Raw genomic sequence first — 26,750 nt, forward strand, 5'->3', positions numbered from 1 at the left:
ATCGCCCGGCGCGGCGTCCTGCGCGCCGCCGGCGCCGTCCTGGCCGTCGGGGCGCCGGTCGCCGTCGTCGTGCTGGCGTACCACGCGCACGCGCTGCTGCTGTCGGTGATCGTCCTGGTGCTGTGGCTCGCCGCGTTCGTCTGCGCCCGCGCCGCGCTGCGGGCGGCCCGGCCGCCGAAGCCGATGCCCGCCCGGGAGACCCCGCCGCCGCGGCGGCCGGTGCTGATCATGAATCCGAAGTCCGGCGGCGGCAAGGTCGGGCGCTTCCGGCTCGCGGAGCGGGCCGAGGAACTGGGCGCCGAGGTGATCCTGCTCGACACCTCCGCGGAGCAGGACGTGGCCGGCCTCGCCCGCGGTGCCGGCGCCGACGGCGCCGACCTGCTCGGCGTCGCGGGCGGCGACGGCACCCAGGCCCTGGTCGCGGCGGTCGCCGTCGAGCACGGGCTGCCGTTCCTCGTCGTCTCCGCCGGCACCCGCAACCACTTCGCGATGGACCTCGGCCTCGACCGCGAGGACCCCGCCACCTGCCTGGACGCGCTGCGCGACGGCGTCGAGCTCACCGTTGACCTGGGCCGGGTCGGCGACCGGCCCTTCGTCAACACCGTCTCCTTCGGCGCCTACGCGGCCATCGTCCAGAGCCCGGAGTACCGCGACGCCAAGACCGCCACCGCCCTGGACGCCCTGCCGGACCTCCTGATGGGCGCCGACGGCCCGCACCTGACCGCCGACGCGGGCGGACGGCGGATCGACGCGCCGCAGGCACTGCTCGTCAGCAACAACCCCTACGCGGGCGCCGACCCCGTCAACCTCGGCCGCCGCCCGCGCCTGGACCGGGGCGTCCTCGGCGTCCTCGGCATCCGCGTCGACGGCGCCGCCCAGGCCGCCGAACTCGCCCTGCGCGGCGAACGGGCCACCGGCCTGACCGTGCTGTCGGCGCGGCGGGTCACCGTGCGGGCGGACGCGCCGGAGATCCCCGTCGCCGTCGACGGCGAGGCGCTGACCCTGCCGACCCCGGTCGTCTGCTCGCTCGCCGACGGCGCCCTGCGGGTGCGCGTCCCGCGCGACCGCCCCGGCGCCGATCCGGCCCAGCAGCCGCACGCCCCCCGCCTGGACTGGCGCGTCATCGCCCGCCTCGCGTTCGCCCGGACGGAGGCGCGCGCATGACCGCGCGGCGGGCCGGCACCGTCCTGCACGACCTGGCGGCCGTCGACCGCGCCGTCTACGCCGCCGTCGCCGCGACCGACACGCCCGCGCTCGACGCCGGCCTGCGCCGGCTCTCCGCCGCCGCCGACCACTCGAAGGTCAACCTGTCGATCGCGGCGGCCCTGCTCCTCACCCCCGGCCGGTACCGCCGCGCGGGACTCGCGGGCGCGGCGGCCGTCGGCCTGGCCTCCTTCACCGCGAACCTCCTCGGCAAGGAACTGGTGCGCCGCCCGCGACCGGACCGCGACGCGGCCAGGGTGATCGCCGGCCGCCACGTCCCGATGCCGGCCTCGGCGTCCTTCCCCTCCGGACACACCGCCTCGGCCTTCGCCCTGGCCACGGCCGTGGGCACGCTCCTGCCCGCCACCGCCACCCCGCTGGGCCTCCTGGCCTGCGCCGTCGGCTACTCCCGCGTCCACACGGGCGTCCACTACCCCGGCGACGTCGTGGCCGGCGCCCTCCTGGGCGGCGCCTGCGCGAGCGTCGTCCTGGCCACGGGCCGGAGGCTCACCGGCTGCTAGCGCCGTGGCCGGGTAGGGCCACGGCACTGGCGCAGGCGCCGGTCAGCCGCTGACGCTGGCGGCGCCCGTCTCGATGTGGCCGGTCGCGCGGCGGGTCCAGGACTGGTCGCTGTTCACGGTGACGGTGAAGTCGTACCAGCCCTGGGCGATCGTGACCGCGTTGAAGTAGTCGCTGACGGTGGCTCCCGGGGCGACCTGGTAGGTCCAGGTGCCGGTGCGGTAGTTGGTGGCGGTGATGGTGAACGTGACGGTCGTGGTGCCGGTGTTGGTCATCGTGAACCACACGGCCGGCTTGCCGGTGTCCGGCGCCGGCGCGTAGGAGGTGGTGGCCTCCGCGGTCTTGCCGGCGGTGGTGGCGTTGCCGGTGAAGCGGCGCAGGAAGCGGTTGGGGCCGAGCACGGTGAGGTCGTACTGGCCGTTGCCGTAGGTGGCGCCGATGTTGAAGTAGTCGCTCGCGCGCCCGTCGGTGCCGGAGGCGGCGTCGTAGGGGGCGACGGTGTACTGCCACGGGCCGCCGCTGCGGTAGGCGTTGGCGTGGATCGAGTAGTGCGCCCAGGCCGTGGCCTGCGGGCCCTGGTTGGCCAGGTCGATCCAGAGCAGGATCTGGTTGTTCGCGTCGTACTCGATCCGGTCGACCCACGCGTTCGGCTGGTAGGGCAGCGCGCGGGCGGGCTTGGTGCCGGGCTCCTGGACGGGCATGGAGTTGGTGCCCGGGGCCGGGTTGATCTGCAGGTTGGCGGTGGCCTGGCTGATGGTGGCGCTGGTGTCGGGCAGGGCGGGCACGCCGTAGAGGGGGCTGGTGAAGTCGAAGGCGCCGGTGAGGTCGCCGCAGACCTGGCGGCGCCAGGTGCTGATGTTCGGGCAGACGGCGGGGGTGCCGATGGCGGCGGTCCAGGTCTCCAGGAAGCGCAGCACGGACGTGTGGTCGTAGACGTGGGAGTCGACGAAGCCGCCGCGGCTCCACGGCGAGACCACGATCATCGGGACGCGGAAGCCGAGGCCGATGTTGGTGCCGTTGTAGAACTCGCCGGCGGTGCCGGCCGGGGCGACGGGCGGGGGCACGTGGTCGAAGAAGCCGTCGTTCTCGTCGTAGTTGAGGAACAGGACGGTCGAGTCGAACACGTCCGGGTTCGCCGCGAGGGCCTGCACCACCAGGTTGACGAAGTGCGCGCCGTTCTCCGGCGGGCCGTCCGGGTGCTCGGAGAACAGCTGGTTGGGCACCACCCAGGAGACCTGGGGCAGCGTGCCGGCGACCGAGTCGGCCCGGATCGCGGCGGCGATGTCGTCCGGGGTGGAGCCGGTGCTGGGCACCGAGGCCATGCCGCGCTGGGCGAGCGGGCTCGAACTCGGGGCGCTGGTGAACTGGTTGAAGTACGCCAGGGCGTTGTCGCCGTAGTTGTCGCTCGCGTTCTGGTAGACCTTCCAGCTGACGCCCGCGTTCTGCAGCGCCTCGGCGTAGGTCTGCCAGCGCAGGCCCTTCTCGTCGCCGCCGTCGTAGGCGGGGCCGCCCGCGGTGCCGGCCGGGTCGATCTGGCCGGACCACAGGTAGGTGCGGTTGGGGCCGGTGGCCGAGAGGATCGAGCAGTGGTACGCGTCGCACACGGTGTAGGCGTCGGCGAGCGCGTAGTGGAACGGTATGTCCTCGCGGGCCATGAAGCCCATGGTTCTGTCGGAGCCCTTGGCGGCGATCCAGGAGTCCATCTTCCCGTTGTTCCACGCCTGGTGCTGGGTGGACCAGGAGTGGTCGAGCGAGCCGTCGCACTGCGCGAGCTGCTCGCCGCTGACGCCCCACCACCACGTGGTGGTCTTGCTGAGCTGCCACGGGTACTGCCGGCCGCTGCCGTTGGGCTGGTTGAAGACGCTGGTGCCGCCCGCGATCTGGATCGCGGTGCGGTCGCCGAAGCCGCGCACGCCCTTGAGCGCGCCGAAGTAGTGGTCGAAGCTGCGGTTCTCCTGCATGAGCACCACGACGTGCTTGACGTCGCGGATCGTGCCGGTCGGGGCGGCGGAGGCGCTCGGTACCGCGCCGGGCAGGGCGGCGTCCAGGCCGATGGCCGCGCCGAGGGCGGCGGCCGAGCCGAGGAATGTGCGGCGGGTGACTGGGGACACGTGAGGCCTCCGAGAAGTATGGACAACTCCGGCGGACGATCCGGCAGCGGAGACTGTCGGGCAGCCAGATGGCTACCGGTCGGTAGCCGGGTGGCGGAGAAGTTACACGCGGCCGACGGTTCGCGGAAGCCTCGCGGCATGAACACGCCGCCCCGGCCGTGGTTGACCGGTTCACCGTCTATGACGCGGCGCGGCGAGAGCGGATACTGGCCGACCGGCTCGGTTCCGGCACGCACTCCCCGGACCCAACACGTCCTTCTCTCAAAGGGGTTGGCATGAGCAGCAGCACGTACGACTACGTCATCGTCGGCGCCGGTTCCGCGGGCTGCGTGCTGGCCGCGCGGCTGTCGGAGGATCCGGACGTCCGGGTGGCGGTGGTCGAGGCGGGCGGCCCGGACACCGCGCAAGAGATCCACGTGCCGGTCGCGTTCCCCCGGTTGTTCAAGTCGGACGTCGACTGGGACTTCGACTCCGAACCGGAGCCGGGCCTCGGCGGGCGGCGGGTCTACCTGCCCCGGGGCCGGACGTTCGGCGGCTGCAGCTCGCTCAACGCGATGATCTACGTCCGGGGCGCCCGCGCCGACTACGACGGGTGGGCGGCGGCCGGGGCCACCGGCTGGTCGTACGACGAGGTGCTGCCGTACTTCCGGCACGCGGAGGACAACGAGCGCGGCGAGGACGAGTTCCACGGCGTCGGCGGACCGCTGACCGTGAGTGACGGACGCTCCGGACACCCGCTCGCCTCGGCCTTCGTCCAGGCCGCCGGGCAGGCCGGCTACAAGGCGAACGACGACTTCAACGGCGCGACGCAGTTCGGCGTCGGGCGCTACCAGGTGACGCAGCGTGGCGGCCTGCGGTGCAGCGCGGCCGTCGCCTACCTGCACCCGGCCCTCGGGCGGCTGAACCTCACGGTGCTCGCCGGCGTCCGCGCGCACCGCGTGGTGGTCGAGGGCGGCCGGGCGGTGGGCGTGGCGGTCGAGCGCGCCGGGGTCGTCGAGGTCGTGCGCGCCGAGCGGGAGGTCGTCCTGTCGGCCGGGGCGTACGGCTCGCCGAAACTCCTGATGCTGTCGGGGATCGGGCCGGGCGAAGCCCTGTCCGCCCTCGGGATCGAGGTAGTGCGCGACCTGCCCGTCGGCCGGGGGCTGCAGGACCACTACATGGCGATGCTCAACTTCCGCACCGGCGCCGACTCGCTGGCCAGTGCGGCGAGCCCGGAGAACACCGCCCTGCTGGAGACGCAGGGGCGCGGACCGCTCACCTCCAACCTCGGCGAGGCCGGCGGCTTCTTCCGCAGCCGCGACGACCTGGACGCGCCGGACATCCAGTTCCACGCCGCCCCGGGACTGTTCCACCAGGAGGGGCTCGGCGCCGTCACCGAGCACGGGTTCGCCTTCGGCCCGTGCGTCCTCGCCCCGACCAGCCGCGGCGCGGTGACCCTGCGCTCCGCGCGGCCGGACGCCGCGCCGCGGATCGTCCACAACTACCTGACGACGGAGGAGGACCGGGCGGCGATCGTCGCCGGGACGCGGATCGCCCTGGAGATCGCGGCGCAGCGGGCGGTGACCGATGTCGCCATCGGGACGTACGGGGACGCGCCGTCCCCGTCCGGCTCGGACGCCGATCTCCTCGCGTGGGCGCGGCGCGCCGGCCAGACGCTGTACCACCCGACGTCGAGCTGCGCGATCGGCGCCGTCGTCGACCCGGAGCTGCGGGTGTACGGCGTGGCGGGCCTGCGGGTCGTCGACGCGTCCGTGTTCCCGGCGGTGCCGCGCGGGAACACCGACGCGCCCACGATCATGGCGGCGGAGAAGGCTGCGGACCTGATCACGGGCGCCGCGGAGCCGATCACGGGCGCCGCGGAGCCGATCGCGGGCCGGTCCGGGTCCTGATGCCCCATCGAGTCCGCCACCCGCCCGACGCGCGCGGGTGGGGGCCGCGCACGGCTCGTGGCCTTCACCCGCTCGGCCTATAGTGGAGAACGTGGCCGCCCGTACCCGGCCACCGGGACGACATTCCGAGCGGGGAGGCCCAAGTCGTCCGCCGTGCGCCTCGACGTGAGTCCGTCCGCCGCTTCACCCGCGCGTGGCAGGAGACCGTCCATGTCGAACAACGGCCGGTTGGACCAGATCGACCACCTCGTGGTCCTGATGCAGGAGAACCGCTCCTTCGACCACATGCTGGGGTTCCTCTACCCCGACCAGAAGACCCCGTCCGGGGCACAGTTCGAGGGCCTGAAGGGAGACGAGAGCAACGCCGGGCCCGACGGCGTGCACACCGTCTTCAGGATCCTCCGCACCACCCCCGACGCGTACTTCATGCCCGGCGCCGACCCCCGCGAGGGCTACGCGCCGACCAACACCCAGCTGTTCGGGACGGCCGATCCCGGCACACCCGCCCCCGCCGCGACCATGACGGGCTTCGTGACGAGCTTCGTCGACGCCCTGCAGTTCGACCCGCTGCACGGCCGGACGGTCCGCCCCGGCACCGGGCCCGGGAACATCATGGGCTGCTACACCCCGGACGCCCTGCCCGTCCTGTCCGGCCTGGCGCGCGGCTACGCGGTCTGCGACCACTGGTTCAGCTCCGCGCCCACCGAGACCCTGCCCAACCGGGCGTTCGCCCTCGCCGGCACCAGCCAGGGCCGGATGGACGACCACCAGCAGGCCGGCACGCCCCCGTTCGACTTCCCGAGCATCTTCGGCCTGCTCGCCAAGAACGGCACGGACTGGGCGATCTACAGCGACGGCAAGCAGCTGACCCGCTTCGACTTCCCGGACACGACCCAGGCCGACCCGAGCCACTTCGGCGGCTTCACCCAGTTCCGCAACGCCGCCAGGACCGGCACCCTCCCCAAGGGCTTCGTCTTCCTGGAGCCCGACTGGAGCCTGGCCGGCAACGACCAGCACCCGGTCCACGACGTCTCGCACGGCGAACAGCTGATGCTCGACGTCTACACGGCGCTGCGCACCGGCCCGGACTGGAACAGGACCCTGCTCGTCATCACCTACGACGAGCACGGCGGCTGCTACGACCACGTGCCCCCGCCCTCCGGCGCCGTCCCGCCCGACGGCGCCCAGGGCGAGTTCGGCTTCGACTTCACTCGCTTCGGCGTCCGCGTGCCCGCGGTGCTGATCTCCCCGCTGATCGCCGCCGGAACGGTCTACCGGCCCGCCGGCGACACCCCGCTGGACCACACCTCGGTGCTCAAGACGATCGAGCAGCGCTGGAACCTCCCGCCGCTGACCGACCGCGACAAGGCGGCCCCGGGCTTCGGCGACGTCCTCACCCTGGACGCGCCGCGCACCGACGACCCGCTGACCCTGGTCCCGGTGTCCGGCGGCACGACCATGTCCGCGAACAGCGAGTCCTACCTGGACCGGGTCTGCGACGCCCTGGCCCGGCAGGCCTGAGCCCGGAGCCTCAGAGCGCCTTCGCCTGCCAGTAGGTGAACCGCTCGACCGGGTCGCCGTCGAGCGACCACGGCCACGCGGTGACGGTGTCGCCGATCGCCCCGAACACGGCGCCGCCCTCGCGGACGCGGCCGGCCTGCACGAGCGCGTAGGCCAGCAGGTTCAGGTCGGCCAGGGCCGCGGCGTGCCGCAGGTAGCCCTCGCGCGGCCAGGTGGCCAGGGCCGTGTCCAGGGCGCCGGCGGCCCGGGTGTGCGTCCAGAGGCGGCGGGCCAGCAGCGCCTCGACGCCGCCCCTGGCGGCGGTGCGGTCGTGCTCGTCGACGAGGGCCGCGAGCTCCACGCCCACGGACGGCGAGACCGGCGGCGCCGAGGCCCGGAGCGTCTCCACGAAGTCGAGCTGGCCGCTGCGTGAGCCGCACTCCTCCGGCGAGAGGTAGCGCAGCATCTGCAGGTGGGCCTCGCGGTTCCAGGGGTCGCGCGCGGTCACCTCCTGCCAGACGGCGTACAGCTGGTGCGGCTCCGCCCGCATGAGGCGCAGGATCCCGAGCAGCACCACCCAGGGGAGGGGGTCGGACGGGGCGATCTCCGCGGCGCGGTAGCAGTGGTCGGCGGCCGCCCTGGCGTCGTCCATCCGCCCGGCGGCCCGGCCGCGGACCAGCTCGACCCAGCCCTCGAACACCATCGGGTCCGAGCCGCGCCGGCGCAGCCGCCAGGACCGCGCGAACGCCGTGGGCGCGGCGGTCTCGGCGAGCACGGCGAAGCGGTGCGCCCGGCGGTCCGGGTCCCGCGCGGACTCCTGGAGCAGCCGGTCGACCTGGTCGATCTGGATGTCGTCCGGCCCCAGCCGCCCGGCGGAATTCATTTGCCGCCGAACGCGGCCGAGTTGCACGTCATCGAGTTCCGGCCGCACCCGCGGACCGGAAGCGCGGAGCCTTCGGAATATCGACACGCGCCGCAGCGTAGGACCCGAAGGGGAATTTCGGACAGCCCCGGACGGCTCCCGAGAGCGAATTGTTATTTCCGGCCGCCCCGGTGAACCTACCGCTCCGTACGGCAACCGGCCGCCGGGATTGTTCAGGCAGGTTCCGCATTTGCGCCCCGCGCGGGCGGACCTTACCACTCTCGGTCACTACGAGCCAGTATCGCGCTTCACAAATGATTCACCCCGTCGGCTTGCACATCCGATAGGGCCCGTGGGCAGAATGGGCCGATTTTTAATGACCGCCCCACCCCGCGAAGAACGCAAAGAATTCAACCGGAGAGATACGCGTGAGCCTTCGCGTCCAATACCCGATCAGAAACCCAGCCGAACCGATGAATTCCCCTGACCGCGCCTCAGAGGCGATCGTCACCCCGTACGAGATCTCCCTGCTGCGGGCGAGCCGGGCCGCCGTCGAGCCGTACGCCGCCGACCTCCCGGGCCACTTCTACGCGACCCTGTTCCAGCGCTACCCCCAGGTCCGTGACCTGTTCCCGGAGCACATGGAGGTCCAGCACGACAAGCTCGTGCGCGCGCTGATGCTCGTCGTCGACCTGGTGGACGAGCCCGCTACCCTCGTCCGGTTCTGCTCCGAACTGGGCCGCGACCACCGCAAGTTCGGCGCCGTCAGCGCGCACTACGCGGCGGTCGGCGAGTGCCTGCTCGCCACGCTGGAGCACTTCGCCGGCTCCGCCTGGACCCCGGCCGTCGCGGCGGCCTGGACCCGCGCCTACACCGCGGCCGCCGGAGTCATGGACGGGGCCGCCACGGCCGACGCCGCCGAGCATCCGGCCGTCTGGGACGCCCGCGTCGTGGACCACCGGCGGCACGGCCGCGACCTCGCGGAGATCACCGTGCGGACCGACCTGCCGTACCCGTACACCGGCGGGCAGTTCGTGAGCCTGGCGACGCCGTGGTGGCCGAAGAGCTGGCGCTACTTCTCCCCCGCCAACGCCCGGCGCCCGGACGGGACCGTCACCTTCCACGTCCGTGCCGTCACGGGCGGCCCGGTCAGCACCGCCCTGGTGCAGCGCGCGAGGGTCGACGACGTCCTCCGGCTCGGCCGGCCGCTCGGCGACATGGTCCTCGACCCGGCCGCGCGCCGGGACGTCGTCTGCGTCGCGGGCGGCACCGGTCTCGCGCCGGTCCTCGCCCTCCTCGAACAGGCCGTCCTGGACGGGGTCCGGCGGCGGACCGACGTCTTCGTGGGCACGCGCGGCACGGACGGACCGCTGGGCCTGGACACCCTCCGCCGGCTCGCCGACCAGTACTCCTGGCTCACGGTGCACCCCGTCGTCCACGACGACGACACCCCCGGCGCCGTCACCCGCCTGCCCGCGGCCCTCGCGGCGGCCGGGCCCTGGCGGGACCACGACGCCTACGTCAGCGGCCCCGGCCCGATGATCGTGAGCGCGGCCGAGGCCCTGTACCGCACCGGGGTGCCACTCGACCGCATCCACCACGACCCGTTCGTCCGGCTCGACTTCGCGCTCTGAAGTCGCCCTCGCCGGGCTGCCGAGAGCCTGCCATTTCGGTTCAATTCACCAAAACTCGGAGCTCACAGGGAATTTGACAGTCGTTCGTATCCTGCAGAACAGTTCCCCCGACGGCGGACGATCATCGACACCACCAGGTCCGCCGACGGGGAGGACTTCACCAATGCGTTCCGGATTCCGGCGGGCCGCCGTCTGCGCCGCCACGGCGCTGGTCGCCGCGACGATCACACCGCTCGTCGGCTCGGCCTCGGCCGACACCGCACCGCCCACGAACGGCTACCTGCAGATCGTCGCCCACGAGGACGACGACATCCTGTTCATGAACCCCGACCTCGCCCGCCAGTACGACGCTCCGTCCACGACGGTCTACCTGACCTCGGGCGAGCAGGCCACCACCACGGAGAGCGCGTGCCTCTACGCGCAGCACCGCGAGGAGGGCGCGCGCGACGCGCACGCCACACTGGCCGGGGTCGCGAACGACTGGGCCTTCGACACCCTCACGCTCGGCAACGGCAAGACCGTCGAGGTCGACACCCTGCGCGGCACCGCGAACCCGGTGCGCCTCGTCTTCTTCCGGCTCTACCAGAGCGGCGCCCCGGGCGCAGCCGGCGAGACCTCGCTGGACGACCTCTACATCGGCCCCCTCCCCGACGGAAACGGGCACCTCGTCACGCCGAACCCCAAGCGGACGGTGGGCAGCCAGGGCACGGACGGCGACGAGTGCCGGACCGCGCCGGCCCACCCCGACACGACGCCGGACTACCGCCCCTACAACAACCAGACCTACACCCACGAAGAACTGGTCGCCGCCCTCACCGACCTGATGGGGCAGTACAACCCGGGCATCCTGCTCGCGCAGGATCCGAAGGTCTACCCGCTGGGCAGGGGACACGACGAAACCGGCTACGACTACCGCACGGACCCGCTCAACTACGGCGACAACTCCGACCACCGCGGCGCCGCGCGCTTCGCGGGCGAGGCGGCGGCCGGCTACCACCCCGCCCGGGGCAACGTCCTGCTGCGGTACTACCGCGACTACAACATCCGGCTGCGCCCGGCGAACGTGGACCCGCGCCAGGCCTCGGCCAAGTGGAGCGTCTTCAAGGACTACTACCTGCCGCACGACTCGGAGCTCCACGAGAGCGGCGCGGCCAGCTGGCAGAACCACTACGCGATGTACGAGTTCCGCTCGTACCCGCGCTGGTTCAACGGCACCACCTGGTCGGCCCAGGACGGCAACGGCCTGCTCAACGCCTTCGCGGTGGTCAACGGACAGCCCTCGCAGTGGAAGGAGACCGCGAGCGGCGGGGCGTGGACCGGCCCGGCGGGCCTGGGCGGCGGGCAGTTCGCGCCCTACCTGACCGTGGTCAAGGACGGCAAGGGCCTGCTCCACCTCTTCGGCATCCGCCTGGCGGACGACAAGGGCACCGACAACCACGACGAGATCGTCACGCTCGCGCAGACCTCGGTCGGTGGCGGCTGGGGCGCCTGGACCTCGCTGGGCAACCCCAACTCCGACGACGTCGGCGAGATGATCGGCTCGCCCGTCGTGACGCCCAACGCCAACGGGGCGCTCACCGTCTTCGTGCCCAACGCCGGAGGCGGCGTCAGCGCCGTCACCCAGCAGCAGGACGGCAGTTGGCCGGGCGCCTGGGCGGACCTGGGCGGCGCGTGGGTCCAGGACGGTCTCGCGGCGAGCCTGGGCACCGACGGCCTGATCGACGTCTTCGCCCCCACCGTGTCCGGCCACGACCTCCTGCACTGGCGACAGAGCACGAAGAACGGCCCCTTCGTCCCGGACGCAGCCTTCAGCGGGCCCACCCCGGCCGGGCCGATCGGCATCGCGCAGACCGCCGGCGGCCGCAAGGAGATCCTCTTCTCGCACCCCGACACCGGGAAGACCGTCAACCAGTGGGTACAGGCCGACAACACCTGGACCCCCGTCTCCTCGTCCACCGGCGGCCCGGTCGGCGTGGACGGCCCGAGCGCCGTCACCGCCAACGGCCGCATCGTCGTCGCCACGCGCAACGGCGGCGGCGGCGTCAGCCTGGCCACCCAGACCGAGGGCAACGGCGCCTTCACCACGGTCTGGCAGGACCTCGGCTCGGTGATCGTCGGCGCGCCGTCGCTGGCCACCGACGCCACCGGCCGCGTGGTCGTGCTCGCCCTCGGCACCGACGCCCGGCTCCACCTGCGGCGCCAGACCGACGCCAAGGCGGACAGCCCGTTCGCCGACTGGCAGGCGGCCGTCTCCTCCTGACCGCCCCGCTCGCCGCGCCCCCTGACCGCGGATGCCGCGTCAGGGGCGCGCCTACCCCTTCCCGTGCGCCTACCCGTTCCCGTGCACCTACCCGTTCCCGTGCACCTGGACGACGGCGTGGCGACCGCTCGTCCGCCAGGCCGTCCCCGCGCCGTCGAGCCGCGCGACGGTGGGGGCATCGAGGCCGACGATCACGTCCGACTTCAGCGTCCGCAGGGCTGCGACGGGGGACGGGAAGTACCCGGCCGTCTCGGCGAAGCGGGTGGTCGGCGGCCAGCGGCGGTCGCCCACCAGGCGGCGGTAGTTGAGGTCGCCCTTGAGGATCGTCAGGGCCGCCCCGGCGAACTCCGCCCGGAGGTCCTCGGGCATGTCGGCATACGGCAGCGGCGCGCAGGAGAACGGGTGCGTGCGGACCACGAGCGTGCCACCGGCCATCGCCTCCCACAGCCGCTCGCCCACCGCCGAGGCGGCCGGCTCCGGTGCCGCGCACAGGCGTTGCAGCGCGGCGAGGACGTCGGCCGGCGTGGCGTCCGAGACGAAGTACGGCTGCGGCTTCACGTGCAGGACGACCTGTGCGGCCCGTCCGGCGGCCAGGAGGTGGTCGATCAGGACGAGGTCCGGCAGCAGTTCCCGGCCGGCGTTGTCCGCGACGACGCAGACCCGTCCGCCCGGCGTGCGCTCCAGCTCGGCCCACAGCTGCGCGCTGTCGTCGGCGACGAGGTCGGACGCGCCCGGCCCGCCGGTCCCCGCGGTGAGCTGGAAGCTCAGGTCCGCCCGGTTGCCCCACAGCGCGGAGGACAGCAGGGCCTCGCCGCGCCGGACGTCCGGCAGGCCGTCGAGCCCGCCGAGGGCGGCGAGTTCCTCGTCCACCGCCGACCCGGCCAGCTCCGCGCCCTTGAACGGCGCGAACGGATCGACGCCCTGCCACGCCCCGGGCCGGAAGTACCCGGTGGCGTCGAGCAGCCGCCGGTAGAAGTAGCTCTCCGCCCAGAGGAACGGCGCCTCCTCCCACGGCGTGCCCCACAGCCCCGCGCCCCACTCCTCCCAGCGGGCGGCGTCCGGCGCGCCGTCCCCCAGCGGCTCCAGCACCCCGGTCGTGCTCTCCACGAGCAGCCGCTCGACCGCCGCCCGCTCCCCCGGCCCGTAGGGCAGGGCCGCGAGCAGGCGCCGGACGAGTTCGGGGTGGCGCTCGTGGAAGACGCCCCGGGCGAAGGACCCCGGGACGTCGCTGCGGATCACGGGTGCGTTCGACACGCTGGGGCTCGTCTCCTCGATGCGGGCGCGACTCGGCGACGGTAGCAGCGGGCCGGCAGCGGTCGCGGACCAATGGAACCGCGGAGATCCGAACCGTCGTCTCCCGCGTCGCGGTTCGGATGATCGATGACGGGATCCACGGGGGGTGGAACATGTCGAACGACGGCAACACGGTCTGGTCGATCGCCGGCGTCGCCGGGCTGGCCGTGGGGGTGACGATCCTGGCGTTCACGGTCGCCAGGATCCGGCTGCGAGCGCGGATCCTCGCGCACGGGCTGGTGACGGACGCCACGTGCCTGGACACGTACGTCACGGTCGGCACGCACGGGACGGGCGAGGACCGGCGCCCGTCCGGCGAGCGGCACGTGATCATCGGGTTCCGCCCCGAGGACGGCCGGGACGTCAGGTTCCGGGACACGTCCGGCGTCCCCTTCGTCAAGGGGGACCGGATGCAGGTGCGCTACCTGCCCCACCGGCCGCAGCGAGCGTTGACCGCCGACCGGCACCCGTCGGGGATCAACGGCCCGCTGGCCGCGGCGGCCGTGGCCGGGCTGCTGGTCGTCGCCTTCGGGGTGGTCGGCACCGGCCTCGGCCTCCGGGACGCGCCCGAGGACGCGGCCGGCGTCACCGTCCCGGCGCCGTCGGCGTCCCACACGCCTCCGTTCCCGGGGTCGGGATGGGCACCCGGGGGCCTCCCGACCTCGGCCGTCTGCGTGGACGGGCACGGCCCCCAACCCCTCTGCCCCTCGCCCTGAGGTCAGCCGCTGCGGGTGAAGGTCCCGAGGCCCTCGTGGCTGAACTGCTCGACCACCGCGGTCGAGGCCCGACCGTCGGCGCCGATGGTGAAGGTCAGGCCGGTGAGGCCGACGGCGTTCTCGCCCTTGCTCTGGTAGCTGAAGACGTCGCCGTTGTAGTGCTGGAGCGGGAACTGCTGGTTGTCCGGTCCGAGGCTCATCACCAGCCCGCCGCCCTGCTCGCTCACCGTCATCGGCCCGTAGTAGCCGTTGGCGTACGTCCCCGTGTAGGCCGCGTTCGGCTTCGCCGGGGTGGCGCCGGCCGGCGGCTTCGCGTAGTCGGTCGGCGAGGAGGCGGGCGCCGAGAGGCCCGGCAGGAGCTTGCCGAACAGGCCGAGCCAGTCGACCGTCTCCCGCCCGTACTGGGCGAGGTCGAAGAACTCCTCGGCCACCGCCTCCGGGACGCCGATCGGCTGGCCGTTGGTCAGGACGACGATCCCGAGCTGCTCGGTCGGCAGCAGGGTCACCACGGTGGCCGCGCCCAGGTCGAAGCCGCCGGAGTGGTTCAGCCGGAGCCGGCCCAGGGTGTCGTAGGTGACGTTCCAGCCGAGGCCGTAGAAGCCGGCGTTGCCCGCCGGGGACCTCGGCGGGGCGCTCACGATCTGCGGCACCCGGGTCTCGTTCAGACCCGCCGGGTCGACGATCTGCTTGCCCTCGAAGGTGCCGTCCGCGAGCTGCATCCGCATCCACCGGGTGAGGTCGTCGACGGTGGAGCTCACACCGCCGGCCGGCGACTGCGGGTCCGCGTTCTCGGTGGTGCTGACCTGCCAGCCGCCGGCCGTCTTGACGTGCGGCGTCGCCTTGTTCGCCGCGCTGTCGTAGGCGGAGCGCAGGGAGCTGGTGGAGTTCATCCCCAGCGGCTTGTAGAGGACGTCCGCCGCCAGGTCCTCCCAGGCCACCCCCTTGGCCTTGGCCACGGCCACGGCCGCCTCGGTCAGGCCGTAGTTGGTGTAGGCGTAGCTCGCGCGGAACGGCGAGAGCGGCTGGTCGCGCAGGTGCTGGAGGATGTAGTCGCGCGGGTAGCCGAGGTCCTCCAGCAGGTCTCCGGCGTGGTCCGGCAGGCCGCTGCGGTGCGAGAAGAAGTCGGCGATCGTCACGTGGCTGCTCACCCACGGGTCGGCCAGCGCGAAGCCCGGGTCGTACTTCGTGACCGGGTCGTCCCACTGCACCGCCTTCTGGCCGACCACGCCGGCGACCACGGTCGAGGAGATCGGCTTGGAGACCGAGGCGAGCTGGAACACCGTGTCCGGGTCGACCGGCTCCGGCCGGCCGAGCTGGCGGACCCCGAAGCCCTTCGCGTGGATGACCTTGTCCTTGTAGACGACGGCCAGCGACACGCCCGGGACGCCCGTCTTCGCCATGGCGTCCTGCACGTAGCCGTCGATCTTGTCCACCGCGGAGGACACCTGCTGATCGGTCAGCTGGGGCGCCTGCTGCGCGGGCGGCGCGGTGGCCGGGGCGGACGAGGCGCTCGGGGTGGGGGCGGCCTCGGGACCGGTGCCGGCCGCGGACGTGCACCCGGCGAGCAGCGCGGTGGCCAGCAGCGGGGCCGCGGTGCGCAGCCCCGGCCGGGCGGCGGTCCGGCCTGGCCCGGGGACGGTCCGCCGGGCTGCGGCGTGACGATGCATGAAGGTCCTCCCTCGTCCGGGCCGTGCCCGGGATCCGGCGGCGCCGCCGTCCGCCGCACGGCGCCGAGTAGTCGACGGCCCATACCCGGCGCGGCCGCCGCAGTGCGCCGCCGCCCCCGCAATCCACCCGTCCGGTGGCGCGGATGCCGCCGACCCGCCTACTCGACGTCCTCGACGTCCTCGACGTACTCGACGATCTGCATCATGCCGAGGTCCTCGTGCTGGAGCTGGTGACAGTGGGCGACCGTGCGGCCGGTGAAGTCCTCGTACCGGACGAGGAAGGTGACGCGGTCGCCGGGTTTGCCGCCGGCCAGGCCGACGGTGTCGTGCCAGACCGGCGGGTCGAGCCGCGTGCCGTTGCGGTGGGTGACGAGGACGTGGTTGGTGTGCAGGTGGAAGGGGTGGTTGAAGGCGGGGTTGGTCTCGTCGGTGCGGACCGTCCACCGCTCGACGGTGCCGAGTTTCAGCGTGTGGTTGACGTGCCGCGGGTCGAAGAGGCCGTAGGCCGGGTCGCGGGCGGCATCGCCGGCGGGGTCGGCCGCGGGGGTCGGGTGGGTGCCCAGGCAGCGGAAGGCGTTGGGGAACGGGGCCGCGAAGACGCCCGGGTCGACGTGGAACACGACTTCGCGGTCCGCGTCCGGGTTGGCGACGTCGCGCTCGTCGAGGAAGGGCTTGCCGGGCGGAAGCGCGGTCGGCAGGGCCATCGGCGGCTCGACGGGCGGGCCCGCCACCTCGACCGTCATCAGGGGAGCGGACACTCCGGCGGCGCGCAGTTCGTACGTGCCGGGCTCGCAGCCCTGGACGAGGACGTCGGCGCGGTTGCCCATGGCGAGGGTCACGGCGTCGGAGGCGACGACGGCGGGGAAGGTCACACCGTCCTGAGCAATCTGATGCAGCGTCAATTTAGATTCGCCACACGTGACTTGGAGCGACAGTGCCCCGAAGGCGGTGGCGGCGACGAGTCGCCAGCGCTGCACCTCGCCCGGGCGCAGCGTGAGGGTGGGGTTGACGGCGCCGTTGACGGTGTAGGTGGCGGGCACGGCCGCGAGCGCGCCGCCCGACGTGAAGTCGGGCACCCGGCCGTCCTTGAGCCGGAGTTCGTTGACGCACACGACGATGTCGGCCGCCGCCGCGATCTCCGGCACCTCGTCGACGTCGCCCTCGACGACGAGGACCCCGGCCATGCCGCCGACGATCTGCACGGACGTGGCCCCGTGCAGGTGGGGGTGGTACCAGTGGGTGCCGGCCGGGTGGTCCGGCGGGACGTCGACGGTCGTCACGTAGCGCGGCTCCGGGGCGCCGGCGGCGACCTCGTCGGCGGTGCGCGGCGCGAACGCCCGGTGGACGTTGTCGGCGTCGCCGGACGGGGAGACGTGCAGTCCGTGGGTGTGCAGGTTGAAACTGTTGAAGTCGTGCGGCCGGTTGTGGTCGCCGGTGTGGGCCGGGTTCGGCGGCAGGCCGTTGACCTGCGTCAGCCGCAGGGTGTCGCCGCCGCGCACGCGCAGGGTCGGGCCCGGGATCGTCCCGTTGTAGGTGCGCGTGGTGACCCGGCCGCAGCCCGGGACGGCGACGTCCGTGAAGCGCACGTCGAGGGTGCGCTCGACGACCCGGGCGGACGAGCCGGGCACCGGCTGCGAGGCCCACACGACCGGCTGGGGGAACTCCCCCGGCGCCGGGGCGAGCGGCGGGGCGGCCGGGGGCGCCGCCGTGCTCCGGCCGGCGAAGAGCCCGTCGGACGCCGCCACGAGGACGGCGGCCGCGGGGACGGCCTTGAGCACCGACCGGCGGGCGATTCCCTCTTTTTCGCTCATAGCGGGGCAATCTAGATCAACCGCACAGGGGCGGTCCGGAGGCACACCGCAGTGGGCGGTACTCGGGCAGCCCGGGCGCCTCAGGCGGCTCAGGCCACGGGCGGGTAGCCGCGCATGCGGACGAGGTCGTGGGTGAGGCGGGTGAAGGCCCGGGCGGCGGCGCTCTCGTAGGCGTCGGTGCGCCGCAGGAGGGCGACGGCGCGGGTCGGGAGGGCCGGGTCGAGCGGGACGGGGGTGAGGCGGGGGTGGTCGTGGGTGACGGCGTCGGGCAGGACGGTCGCGAGCGGCGTGCGCTGCACGACCTCGGTGAGCGCCTGGATGGAGTCGGCCTCGACGGCGATGCGCGGGCTGATGCGGTGCCGCGCGAAGTACCCGTCGATGTGGCCGCGCGTGGCGAAGTCCGCGCTGAGCAGGGCGAGTTGCCGATCGGCGAGCTCCCGGACCGGCAGCGGCCGGCCGGCCGGGCCGGCGGCGGGGTGGTGCGGGCCGGTGACCAGGGTGAGCGTCTCGGTGAACAGCGCGGTGGCGGTGAGGCCCGCCGGGTGGGGGCCCTCGAAGGCGATGCCGAGGTCGAACTCGTCGGCCAGCAAGCCGGTTTCGATGCGGTCCTGGGTCGCCTCCCGCACGGTCAGGGCGATGCCGGGGTGGCGGGTGTGGAGCTCGGCGACGAGCGGGCCGACGAGGTAGGCGGTGAACGTCGGGGTGACGGCGAGCCGCAGCCGGCCGCGCGAGAGGTCCTGCACGTCGTGGACGGCCCGCTCGGCGGCGGCGAGGTCCCGCAGCGCGCCGCGCGCGTGGTGGGCGTACGCCTCGCCGGCGTCGGTGAGGCGCACGGTGCGGCCGGTGCGGTCCAGCAGTTGCGTGCCGAGGGTCCGTTCGAGCTGCTTGACCTGCTGGGACAGCGTCGGCTGGGAGATGTGCAGCTCTTCGGCGGCGCGGGTGAAGTTGCCGTGGTCGGCCACGGCGAGCAGGTAGCGCAGGTGGCGCAGTTCCAGGGCCATGGAGCAACTATAGACGGCATCGATGGAAACCATGGTTCATGCGTCTTGGACACTATAGGCACAGGTCATGCATGGTGGATCTCACCAAGGCCCGACGGGCCGGGCCGCTGTGAAGGCCCGGCCGCCATGAAAGGGAGTGACCTCATGCCCGACCTCACCGAGGGCCTCGCGCAGTTCCAGCGGGACGTCTTCCCGGCCAAGAAGGAGCTCTTCGCCCACCTGGCCGCCCACCACGCACCTCACACGCTGTTCATCGGCTGCTCCGACGCCCGCGTCGTCCCCGAGCTGATCACCGGGTGCGAGCCCGGCGAGCTGTTCGTCATCCGCACCGCCGGCAACCTCGTGCCCGCCTACACCCCCGGCGCCGACGGCGTCGCGGCGAGCATCGAGTACGCCGTCGCCGCGCTGGGCGTGCGGGAGGTCGTCGTCTGCGGCCACTCCGCGTGCGGTGCCATGACGGCGCTCGCCCACGGCCACGACCTGAGCGGTGCGCCGGCCGTCGCCGACTGGCTGCGGCTCGCCGACGCCTCGGTGGCCCGCACCGCCACCACCGAGGACGTGCCGGCCCTGGTCCGGCAGAACGTGCTCGCCCAGCTGGCGAACCTCGCCACCCACCCGTCGGTGGCCCGCGCCCTGGCCGGGGGCCGGATCACCCTGCGGGGCTGGGTCTTCGACATCGCCACCGGCCGCGTCGAGGAACTCCGGGCCACCGCCCCGCTCGCCGCCTGACGCCGACTCCACTTCCGGGCGGCCCCGTTCGGCGCCTCCCGGCCCCCATGATCCCGCCCGCACCGCGCGCACGACGCGCGTGAGCGGCGCCCACCGAAAGGAACCACCCGTGGTGCACGCCCAGTTCGACCCGACCGCCCGCCAGGCCCTCGCCGTCGCCGCCGTCGACGCCAAGACCCGCAAGGACCTCTCCTGGCAGCAGATCGCCGACGTCTCCGGCCTGTCGGTCGCCTTCACCACCGCCGCCGTCCTCGGCCAGCACGCCCTGCCGGAGTCCTCCGCGAAGGCCGTCGCCGAGCTGCTGGGCCTGGACGAGGACGCGGTGATGCTCCTCCAGACCATCCCGACCCGCGGCTCGATCCCCGGCACCGTCCCCACCGACCCGACGATCTACCGCTTCTACGAGATGCTCCAGGTCTACGGCACCACCCTGAAGGCCCTGGTCCACGAGGAGTTCGGCGACGGCATCATCTCCGCGATCAACTTCAAGCTCGACGTGAAGAAGGTCGCCGACCCCGAGGGCGGCGAGCGCGCCGTCATCACCCTGGACGGCAAGTACCTGCCGACCAAGCCGTTCTGACCCTGATGGGGGCGGGCCCGACCGGGCCCGCTCCCCTTCTTCCTGAGGAACCCGCCATGGACTTCGGCCCGCGTACGAACACGGTCATCGACAAGGTCGCCTGGATCCGGGTCGAGGACGGCCGTCTCCTCGCCGCCCGCACCCGGGGCCGCGAGCTGTACTACCTGCCCGGCGGCAAACCCGAGCCCGGCGAGACCGACGAACAGGCCCTCGTCCGGGAGGTCCGCGAGGAACTCGGCGTCGCCCTCGACCCGGCGACCGTCGCGCCGCTGCTGATCACGCGGGCCCCGGCGGACGGCAAGCCCGCCGGAACCGTCGTCCGCACCGCCTGCTACACCGCCGACCACACCGGCGTCCCCGCACCGCACGGTGAGATCGCCGAGATCGCCCACCTCACCCACGGCGACCACCCGCGCGCCAGCCCCGCCGCCCGGCAGGTACTCGACCACCTCGCCGCCACCGGCCTGCTCCTGCGCTGGTAAGCGACCGGTCGGCCGCGAACGGCCGGCCACGCCCCCGGCAGTGGATCAGTAGAGGCCGTGGAACGGCACCAGCGAGAGCAGCGCCCCCACCCCGGTCGCCATCAGCCCGAAGCGCGCCGCCCGGGCGCCCCGGCCGCCCGCGGCGGCGGACACCCGCGGTGCGCTCTGCCGGGTCTCCGGCGGCGCGGTGTCGATCTTGGTGAGCGCGACCCGCCCGGCGAACTCCGCCCCCGGCCGCCGGCGCACCCGGACGTCCCACGGCCGCGCCGGATCGTGGTCCACCACGACGGTGCGCCCGACCCGGAAGTCGTCCAGGTCCATCAGGTTCACGACCACCGTCGCGTCGGCCCGGTACGCGCGGCCGCCCGTCGGCGCGACCGTCAGGTCCAGGCGCAGCGGGATGTCCGGGCCCTCGCCGGTCGCCCGGGACGCCTCGATCCGCGCCATCGCCGGCTCCAGCCGGGGCGGCTCCGTGCCCGCCGCCGCGCGCCGCCGGGAGCCGGCGACGAGCAGGGCGATGGCCCCCAACGCCGTCCACGGCACCAGGTTCGCGCCGACCACCGTCAGCGTGACGGTCGTCCCGACGTCGTCGGCGGCGATGCCCGCCACGATCGCGCCGATCTCCCCGCCCAGCAGGACGCACAACAACAGTCCGGCCCAGTACACCCCGGCTCCTCCACTCGCTCGGCGCGCATCGTACAGCCGGGCGCCGCCCCGGACTGCGCCGCATGCGAAGGGCCCTGACGGCGGGGCGAGTCGCCGGGCGCCGGGCCGGCCACCGGGTCAGTCGCCGGGCGCCGCCGGCGACGGCTCGGCGCTCAGGCGGTTCGACGCGCGGGCCAGGAGGTCGACGAGCAGGGCGCGTTCCTCGGCGCTGAAGCCGTCGGCGATCCGGCGTTCGATGGCGACGGCCTCCGCGTCGGCGCGCACCAGCAGGGCCTTTCCCTCCTCGGTGAGGCGCAGCTCCGTCACCTTGCGGTGCCAGGGGTGCGGCCGCCGGGTGATCAGGGCCTTGGCTTCGAGGTTGGCGAGCACGGTGGCGATGGTTTGCGGCGTGACCAGGCAGGCGCGGGCGAGCGCGGCGGCGGACAGGCCCGGGTGCTCGTCGAGCGTGTAGAGCGCGACGTACTGCGGCACCGTCAGCCCGAGGGGCCGGAGCGCCGCGTGCTTGGCCGCCATCAGCTCCTGTTCGACCCGCTTGATGTGCAGGCCGAGGCGTTCGGTGAGCGGCATCTCCATGGGGGCGATCCTACGCCACCGGCTCATCGCACCCTGGCTCATGACAGACCCCTGATATTCATAAGAGCCCTGTTGACTATCAGGGCTCTGTTACATGTAAGGTCTCTGCTATTCCCACTCCCCGCCACTCCCGGAGGCACCCCATGTCCAGCCGCGCACCGCTCGACCACGTCGTCGCCGGGTCCGGACCGGGCCTCGTCCTGATCCACGGCACCGGCGCCGACGCCACCTCCAACTGGGGCGGTCTCATCGACCTCCTGCGCGACCGGTACACCGTCGTCGCCCCGAACCTGCCCGGCGCGGGCGCCACCGCCACGGACCCCGCACCGCTCGACCTGGACGACCTCGCCGACCGGGTCGCCGCCACCGCCCGCGCGGCCGGCCTCGACCGCTTCCACCTGGCCGGCCACTCGATCGGCGCCGTCGTCGCCACGGCCGTAGCCGCCCGGCACCCCGGGGCCGTCACCTCGCTCGCCCTGCACGCCGGCTGGCTCCGGACGACGCCGCGCGAGGCGTTCATGTTCGACCTGTGGGCGCGCCTGCTGCGCACCGACCCGGGCCTCCTGGCCCGCGAGTTGATCCTCGCCGCGATGGGGCCCGGCCTGCTCGGCGCCCTCGACGAGGAGCAGTTCGCCGAGATGGCCGCCGGCTTCACGGCCATGCTCGACGACCGCGTGCTCGGCCAGATCGACCTGGACTCCCGCGTCGACCTGCGCGAGGCGGCGGGCCGCGTCACCGCCCCCACCCTCGTGGTGGCGAGCGCGGACGACCGGATCGTCCCGACCCACCACCAGCGCGAGTTGGCCGCCGCCGTCGAGGGAGCCGAATACGTCGAGCTCCCCGGCGGACACGGCCTCCCGTTCGAGGACCCGGCCCTGCTCTTCACCCTCCTCGCCGACTACGTGGACCGCCGCCAGGCACTGGAGCCGGCGCGGTAGGTCCGCCGGCCGCACGCGGCCGAGGCGGCAGCGGCCGCACCGGTGGCGGCCCCGAGCCCGGCGGCACCGGATCGGCGGGGGCCTTCTACGGTCGCCCTTGGACGGCCGAGCAGGCTTCGACCAGGGCATCGACCACGGCGCCGATGGCGGGACGCGCGGCCGACGTGGACCGCCACACGGCGAAGACCCGGCGCCGCGGGGCATCCGCCACGGGCACGAACCGCACCGGAGCGGTGATCGGCTCACGTCCGAGGTGCGGGATGATGGCGATGCCGAGTCCAGCCGCCACCAGCGCCATCTGCGTCGCGTGCTCCGAGGCGGTGTGGGCGATACGGGCCCTCCCGAGGCTGCGCACCAGCCATTCGTGGCACAGCTGCCCGTCTCTCGAGGTGATCCAGTCCTCATCGGCGAGGTCGTCCAGGCTCAGCGCCCGGCGGCCGACGAGCCGGTGCTCCGGGGGCAGGGCGACGTCGTAGGTGTCGTCGAGGAGAGCGCGGCGGTCCAGCCCCTGGGGCAAGGACCGCGGATCGTCGGTCCAGTCCTCGCCCACGGCCAGGTCGAGCAGTCCGCGCCGCACCGCCGGGACGGCTTCGCAGGGCTCCTGTTCCCGCGCCGACACCGTCAGCTCCGGGTACCGCGACCGCAGGGCCCGCAGAGCGGGCGGGAGCAGCGCGCGGGCGGCGGTGGGAAAGGCGGCGATCGTGAGGCTGCCGGCCACCGTTCCGCGGTGCTGCGCCATCGTCGCCATGATGCGCTCGGCCTGTTCGAGGAGTTCCGCGGCCTGCCCGGCGAGGAGGGTACCGGCCTCGGTCAGGCGGATGCCTCGGCCTTGACGTTCCGCCAGGTCAGTGCCGGTCTCCTGTTCGAGCCGTGCCATCTGCTGCGAGACGGCCGAGGTGGTGACGTGCAGGAGCCGTGCGGCGCCCACGACGGATCCGGTCGTCGCCACCGCGTGCAGCACCCGCAGGCGTTCGAGGTTCAACATCTCAGTGATGCTACGAGGTGTGGTCCACAGGGATTCACTTGTGCTTCGCGGTGATCGAATCCAGAGTTGGCGGAGTGCGCCAGGTCGTTCTCATCGGGGGAGCACCGAAAGCCGATCGCTCGGGTTCGGTGCGATGCGGGGCCCGGGAGACCGGACGCCCCCGACCTGGCGCACCGAACGGACGGCAGCGGGACGGCCACCGGACCGAGCGGGAGCGCGCCCTGACCCCGCCCGGCCGGCTCAGCCGCCGAGCTCGTGCCGGACGGAGCCCGGCTCCGGTTCCCCGAGCTCGATCCCGTTCTCGTCGAGGCCGTTGACGATCCGCAGGCGGCGCGCCTCGTGACCGTCGCCGAAGTCGAATTCCACCCCGACCGTGCCGACGTCCAGGTAGCAGCGCCCCGACGGCGGTCGCCGTTCGACGAGCGCGACGCCGCGCAGTTCCCGGCCGACGAACGGTTCGAGGCGGTCGTCCCGGTGGGACCACTGCGGCGTGAACTCGGACTGCTCCCACCCCGAGACGGCCGCGGACGTGTCGATCGTGTCCCAGCCGATCGAGAGGTCGTGGAGCTTCGAGTGGCAGATCTCCACCCGGGCGCCGTCGAAGTCCAGCACCACCGGGCAGTCGGCGAACCAGTCCCCGTCCTCGGCGAAGCGCACCACGGCGAACCCCGTCAGCCGCCGCCCGACGAGCCCCGCCAGGCGGGCGGCGTGCCGCTGCCGAACCGCGTCGATCCCGACGAGAAAGGTCGGGCTGAAACCTGAGATCCCCATGTCCACGGGCCCCAGTTTCGCTTCCCTCCGCGCCAACGGACAACCCGTCACCGGTAGTAGGGTGAGCGCCGCCATGCGCGCGCGACGAAACGACCTCTCGTACGACACCCACCGCCCCGCGCTCTCGCTCGACGCCGCCGGGCCGCGTGAGCCAGGGTTGCGGGTCGAGTGCGCCGACGGCGGCCGACTGGTGCTCCGGCAGGGCGTCACGACGCTGCTCCTCGGCCGGATCGAGCCCGGCCACTGGGGCGTCGCGGTGCACCGGACCGGCCGGTACCGGTCGCCGGTCCCGCCCATCAGCTCGGCCTGCATGCGCCGGCGGCCCGACTGGCTGCACCAGTTCGCCGACCACCTCGAACGGGCGGCGCACGGGCCCCTGCACGCCGGCCGGTGGCTCCTGCGCAGCGGGGACCTGCCGCCGGACGCCCGCCCCGCGGAACTCGTCACCGACTGGCCCGCCGCCCACGTCGGTTGGGACTGCCCCGGCTGGAACGGCGTCGTCCCGCTGCGCCCGCCGGGCGACCCGGCCGACGCCAGGGTCAGGGCACACCGCAAGCACGTCCGCGACGGGACCCTCGCCCCCGTCCTGCTCTGGCGGGTCAGCGCCCTGGACGGCTACGTCCTCCTCGACGGCCACGACCGGCTGCTGGCCGCCCGCGCCGAGGGCGTCCGCCCGCCGTACGTGGTGCTCACCCGCGGCCTGGACCCGGCGCGGCGCACCCGCCGGGCCGACGAGGCCGCGGCGCGCGTGCCGCGCCTCGAACGCCACGGCGACCGCGCCCGCCGGGCCGCGCTGCACGCGCTCGGCGAGGCCGCCGCCCGGGCCGAGCTGGAGAGCGCGCCCACCGTCGCCTGGCCCCTCCCCGGCGGCGCGCCCGCGTGGGACGCGCTCGCCGCGGCGGACGCGCCCGACTGGTCCGCGTAGGGCGTGTCCTTCGACCCGTTGGACACGCCCTGGCTCAGCGGGCCTCCGCCGAGGGCGACTTGACGGCCGTGAACCGCAGCGCCCGGTCCGTCACCGGCCCCTCGACCAGCCGCTCGACGTCCTTCTCGTACGCCATCTCGACCGTCCACGGCCCGCGCGTGCCCGCCCGCGGGAAGGCCGCGATCCCGCGCTGGACGTAGCCGGAGCTCAGGTCCAGGAACGGCACGCGCTCCACGAGCGGATCGTCCAGGACGGGTTCGACGATGCCGTGCCCGTGGGCGTCCATGTGGTCGAGCAGGCGGCAGAAGTGCCGGCAGACGAGGTCGACCTTGAGCGTCCAGGAGAGGTTGGTGTAGCCGAAGGCGAACGCGAGGTTGGGCACGCCGGAGAGCATCATCGCCTTGTAGACCGTCGTGTCCGCCGGGTCGACCGGCCGCCCGTCGACGCTCAGCCGCACCTTGCCGAACGGCGACAGGGTCAGCCCGGTGGCCGTCACCACGAGGTCGGCGGCGAGCTCCCGGCCGGAGGCGAGCAGGACGCCCGTCCTGGTGAACCGCTCGATCCGGTCGGTGACCACCGAGGCCCGCCGGGCCGAGATCGCCTTGAACAGGTCGCCGTCGGGCACGATGCACAGCCGCTGCTCCCACGGGTCGTAGCGCGGCGTGAAGTGCGTGTCGACGTCGAAGTCCTTCGGCAGCCGGCGGCGGACGTCGGCGATCAGCACGCGGCGCATCAGCTTCGGCGCGCGCATGCAGGCCCGGTAGAGGCCGCGGCCGAGCAGGATGTTCTTGCGGCGCACGATCCGGTGGGCGAGCCGGGGGCCGAGCAGCCGCAGCAGCACGGCGGCGATGCCGTCCTCGGCCCGGGCCGAGAGCACGTAGCCGGGCGAGCGCTGGAGCATCGTGACGTGCCCGGCGCGGACGGCCAGCGCCGGGACGAGCGTGACGGCGGTGGCGCCGCTGCCGATCACGACGACGCGCTTGCCCTCGTGGTCGAGGTCCTGCGGCCAGTGCTGCGGGTGGACGACCCGGCCCTCGAAGTCGTCGAGGCCGGTGAACTCCGGTGCGTAGCCCGCCTCGTGGTCGAAGTACCCGGTGCCGAGGAAGAGGAAGCGGGCGGTGAGCGTCACCGGCGCCGCGCTCCCGGCCGTCTCGGCGGTGACCGTCCAGCGTCCCGTCTCCGACGAGAACTCCGCGCCGGTCACCCGGTGTCCGAAGCGGATCCGCCCGGCGATCCCGAACCGGGTGACGGTCTCCCGCAGGTAGTCCAGGATGCTGTCGCCGTCCGCGAGGAACTTCCGGCTCGTCCACGGCCGGAAGCCGAACCCGAAGGTCGGCATGTCCGAGTCGGACCGGATCCCGGGGTAGCGGAACTGGCGCCACGTGCCGCCGATCGCGTCGTGCGCCTCCAGGACGGCGAAGGACGTGCCGGGGCGGCGCGCCTTGAGGTGGCAGGCGGCGCCGATGCCCGAGATGCCGGCACCGATGATCAGCACGTCGACGTCCGTGCCGGGCGCCTCGCTGGTGGTCCTGGTCGTCACTCGTGCCTCCTGGCCGTCGCAGTGCTCGGGACATGTCGGTGACGAGCATCTCCCGAGGACGCCGAAACGTTCCACCCCGCCTCCGTGGCCGCCCG

The 26,750-nt window shown here is 73.8% G+C and carries 23 protein-coding genes; 12 read left to right on the forward strand and 11 right to left on the reverse strand.

Annotation, left to right across the window (positions count from 1 at the left end; translation table 11 throughout):
* Positions 1 to 1,164: diacylglycerol/lipid kinase family protein (locus ACFV4G_RS05975; protein WP_380436928.1), on the forward strand; the 1,164-nt coding region annotated here is incomplete at its 5' end.
* Positions 1,161 to 1,724: a phosphatase PAP2 family protein gene (locus tag ACFV4G_RS05980; protein WP_380436930.1), complete on the forward strand. Its 564-nt coding sequence runs from the start codon at positions 1,161 to 1,163 to the stop codon at positions 1,722 to 1,724. The genes ACFV4G_RS05975 and ACFV4G_RS05980, both read left to right, overlap by 4 nt.
* 42 nt (positions 1,725 to 1,766) lie before the next feature.
* Here the strand turns inward: ACFV4G_RS05980 and ACFV4G_RS05985 are convergent, their stop codons facing one another.
* Positions 1,767 to 3,833 carry a phosphocholine-specific phospholipase C gene (locus ACFV4G_RS05985; protein ID WP_380436932.1) on the reverse strand — a complete coding sequence of 689 codons (2,067 nt, stop codon included), beginning with the start codon at positions 3,831 to 3,833 and terminating at the stop codon, positions 1,767 to 1,769.
* A 275-nt stretch (positions 3,834 to 4,108) separates the two neighbouring features.
* Here ACFV4G_RS05985 and ACFV4G_RS05990 point away from each other — a divergent pair, with 275 nt between their 5' ends.
* Both ACFV4G_RS05990 and ACFV4G_RS05995 read left to right on the forward strand, forming a co-directional pair.
* Complete coding sequence (locus ACFV4G_RS05990) at positions 4,109 to 5,722, forward strand: GMC family oxidoreductase (protein WP_380436934.1); 1,614 nt, start codon at positions 4,109 to 4,111, stop codon at positions 5,720 to 5,722.
* Between the two features lie 210 nt (positions 5,723 to 5,932).
* A complete protein-coding gene (locus ACFV4G_RS05995) occupies positions 5,933 to 7,243 on the forward strand; it encodes an alkaline phosphatase family protein (protein ID WP_380436936.1) in 1,311 nt (436 codons plus the stop codon).
* A gap of 10 nt (positions 7,244 to 7,253) precedes the next feature.
* On the opposite strand, the gene ACFV4G_RS06000 is transcribed toward ACFV4G_RS05995, so the two are convergent.
* Positions 7,254 to 8,105 carry a hypothetical protein gene (locus ACFV4G_RS06000; protein ID WP_380436938.1) on the reverse strand — a complete coding sequence of 284 codons (852 nt, stop codon included), beginning with the start codon at positions 8,103 to 8,105 and terminating at the stop codon, positions 7,254 to 7,256.
* A gap of 452 nt (positions 8,106 to 8,557) precedes the next feature.
* Between ACFV4G_RS06000 and ACFV4G_RS06005 the strand changes: the two genes are divergently transcribed.
* Both ACFV4G_RS06005 and ACFV4G_RS06010 read left to right on the forward strand, forming a co-directional pair.
* On the forward strand, positions 8,558 to 9,718 hold the full coding sequence (locus tag ACFV4G_RS06005) for a globin domain-containing protein (RefSeq protein WP_380436940.1): 1,161 nt from the start codon (positions 8,558 to 8,560) through the stop codon (positions 9,716 to 9,718).
* A gap of 163 nt (positions 9,719 to 9,881) precedes the next feature.
* Positions 9,882 to 11,978 carry a hypothetical protein gene (locus ACFV4G_RS06010; RefSeq protein WP_380436942.1) on the forward strand — a complete coding sequence of 699 codons (2,097 nt, stop codon included), beginning with the start codon at positions 9,882 to 9,884 and terminating at the stop codon, positions 11,976 to 11,978.
* Positions 11,979 to 12,065: 87 nt separating this feature from the next.
* Here ACFV4G_RS06010 and ACFV4G_RS06015 read toward each other — a convergent pair whose 3' ends face one another.
* Entirely contained in the window at positions 12,066 to 13,232 is a 1,167-nt protein-coding gene (locus ACFV4G_RS06015) for a damage-control phosphatase ARMT1 family protein (RefSeq protein WP_380436944.1), read from the reverse strand.
* Positions 13,233 to 13,384: 152 nt separating this feature from the next.
* On the opposite strand from ACFV4G_RS06015, the gene ACFV4G_RS06020 reads away from it, so the two are divergent.
* Positions 13,385 to 13,987, forward strand: a complete 603-nt coding sequence (locus ACFV4G_RS06020) for a DUF3592 domain-containing protein (RefSeq protein WP_380436946.1) — start codon at positions 13,385 to 13,387, stop codon at positions 13,985 to 13,987.
* Between the two features lie 2 nt (positions 13,988 to 13,989).
* Here ACFV4G_RS06020 and ACFV4G_RS06025 read toward each other — a convergent pair whose 3' ends face one another.
* The 3 genes from ACFV4G_RS06025 to cynR all read right to left on the reverse strand — a co-directional run bounded on the left by ACFV4G_RS06025 (position 13,990) and on the right by cynR (position 18,466).
* Positions 13,990 to 15,654, reverse strand: coding sequence for a serine hydrolase (locus ACFV4G_RS06025; protein ID WP_380436948.1), 1,665 nt, complete (start codon positions 15,652 to 15,654; stop codon positions 13,990 to 13,992).
* A gap of 158 nt (positions 15,655 to 15,812) precedes the next feature.
* Positions 15,813 to 17,465, reverse strand: a complete 1,653-nt coding sequence (locus ACFV4G_RS06030) for a multicopper oxidase family protein (RefSeq protein ID WP_380436950.1) — start codon at positions 17,463 to 17,465, stop codon at positions 15,813 to 15,815.
* 89 nt (positions 17,466 to 17,554) lie between these two features.
* Positions 17,555 to 18,466: a transcriptional regulator CynR gene (gene cynR / locus ACFV4G_RS06035; RefSeq protein ID WP_380436952.1), complete on the reverse strand. Its 912-nt coding sequence runs from the start codon at positions 18,464 to 18,466 to the stop codon at positions 17,555 to 17,557.
* Positions 18,467 to 18,610: 144 nt separating this feature from the next.
* On the opposite strand from cynR, the gene ACFV4G_RS06040 reads away from it, so the two are divergent.
* From ACFV4G_RS06040 to ACFV4G_RS06050, 3 genes are all read left to right on the forward strand, one after another.
* Positions 18,611 to 19,195, forward strand: coding sequence for a carbonic anhydrase (locus ACFV4G_RS06040; RefSeq protein ID WP_380436954.1), 585 nt, complete (start codon positions 18,611 to 18,613; stop codon positions 19,193 to 19,195).
* A gap of 109 nt (positions 19,196 to 19,304) precedes the next feature.
* On the forward strand, positions 19,305 to 19,775 hold the full coding sequence (gene cynS / locus ACFV4G_RS06045) for a cyanase (RefSeq protein WP_380436955.1): 471 nt from the start codon (positions 19,305 to 19,307) through the stop codon (positions 19,773 to 19,775).
* Between the two features lie 56 nt (positions 19,776 to 19,831).
* On the forward strand, positions 19,832 to 20,257 hold the full coding sequence (locus ACFV4G_RS06050) for an NUDIX domain-containing protein (RefSeq protein WP_380436956.1): 426 nt from the start codon (positions 19,832 to 19,834) through the stop codon (positions 20,255 to 20,257).
* A gap of 45 nt (positions 20,258 to 20,302) precedes the next feature.
* Here the strand turns inward: ACFV4G_RS06050 and ACFV4G_RS06055 are convergent, their stop codons facing one another.
* On the reverse strand, positions 20,303 to 20,923 hold the full coding sequence (locus ACFV4G_RS06055; protein WP_380436958.1) for a hypothetical protein: 621 nt from the start codon (positions 20,921 to 20,923) through the stop codon (positions 20,303 to 20,305).
* A 117-nt stretch (positions 20,924 to 21,040) separates the two neighbouring features.
* A complete protein-coding gene (locus ACFV4G_RS06060) occupies positions 21,041 to 21,496 on the reverse strand; it encodes a MarR family winged helix-turn-helix transcriptional regulator (protein WP_380436960.1) in 456 nt (151 codons plus the stop codon).
* Between the two features lie 143 nt (positions 21,497 to 21,639).
* Here ACFV4G_RS06060 and ACFV4G_RS06065 point away from each other — a divergent pair, with 143 nt between their 5' ends.
* Positions 21,640 to 22,434, forward strand: coding sequence for an alpha/beta fold hydrolase (locus ACFV4G_RS06065; protein ID WP_380436962.1), 795 nt, complete (start codon positions 21,640 to 21,642; stop codon positions 22,432 to 22,434).
* Between the two features lie 85 nt (positions 22,435 to 22,519).
* On the opposite strand, the gene ACFV4G_RS06070 is transcribed toward ACFV4G_RS06065, so the two are convergent.
* Positions 22,520 to 23,419 carry a LysR family transcriptional regulator gene (locus ACFV4G_RS06070; RefSeq protein ID WP_380436964.1) on the reverse strand — a complete coding sequence of 300 codons (900 nt, stop codon included), beginning with the start codon at positions 23,417 to 23,419 and terminating at the stop codon, positions 22,520 to 22,522.
* 240 nt (positions 23,420 to 23,659) lie between these two features.
* Positions 23,660 to 24,190, reverse strand: a complete 531-nt coding sequence (locus ACFV4G_RS06075; RefSeq protein WP_380436966.1) for a hypothetical protein — start codon at positions 24,188 to 24,190, stop codon at positions 23,660 to 23,662.
* A 73-nt stretch (positions 24,191 to 24,263) separates the two neighbouring features.
* Between ACFV4G_RS06075 and ACFV4G_RS06080 the strand changes: the two genes are divergently transcribed.
* Complete coding sequence (locus tag ACFV4G_RS06080; RefSeq protein WP_380436968.1) at positions 24,264 to 25,115, forward strand: hypothetical protein; 852 nt, start codon at positions 24,264 to 24,266, stop codon at positions 25,113 to 25,115.
* A 34-nt stretch (positions 25,116 to 25,149) separates the two neighbouring features.
* Here ACFV4G_RS06080 and ACFV4G_RS06085 read toward each other — a convergent pair whose 3' ends face one another.
* Complete coding sequence (locus ACFV4G_RS06085; RefSeq protein ID WP_380436970.1) at positions 25,150 to 26,655, reverse strand: flavin-containing monooxygenase; 1,506 nt, start codon at positions 26,653 to 26,655, stop codon at positions 25,150 to 25,152.
* Positions 26,656 to 26,750: the final 95 nt, after the last annotated feature.

The organism is Kitasatospora sp. NPDC059747 (assembly GCF_042732955.1).
Lineage (GTDB): Bacteria > Actinomycetota > Actinomycetes > Streptomycetales > Streptomycetaceae > Kitasatospora.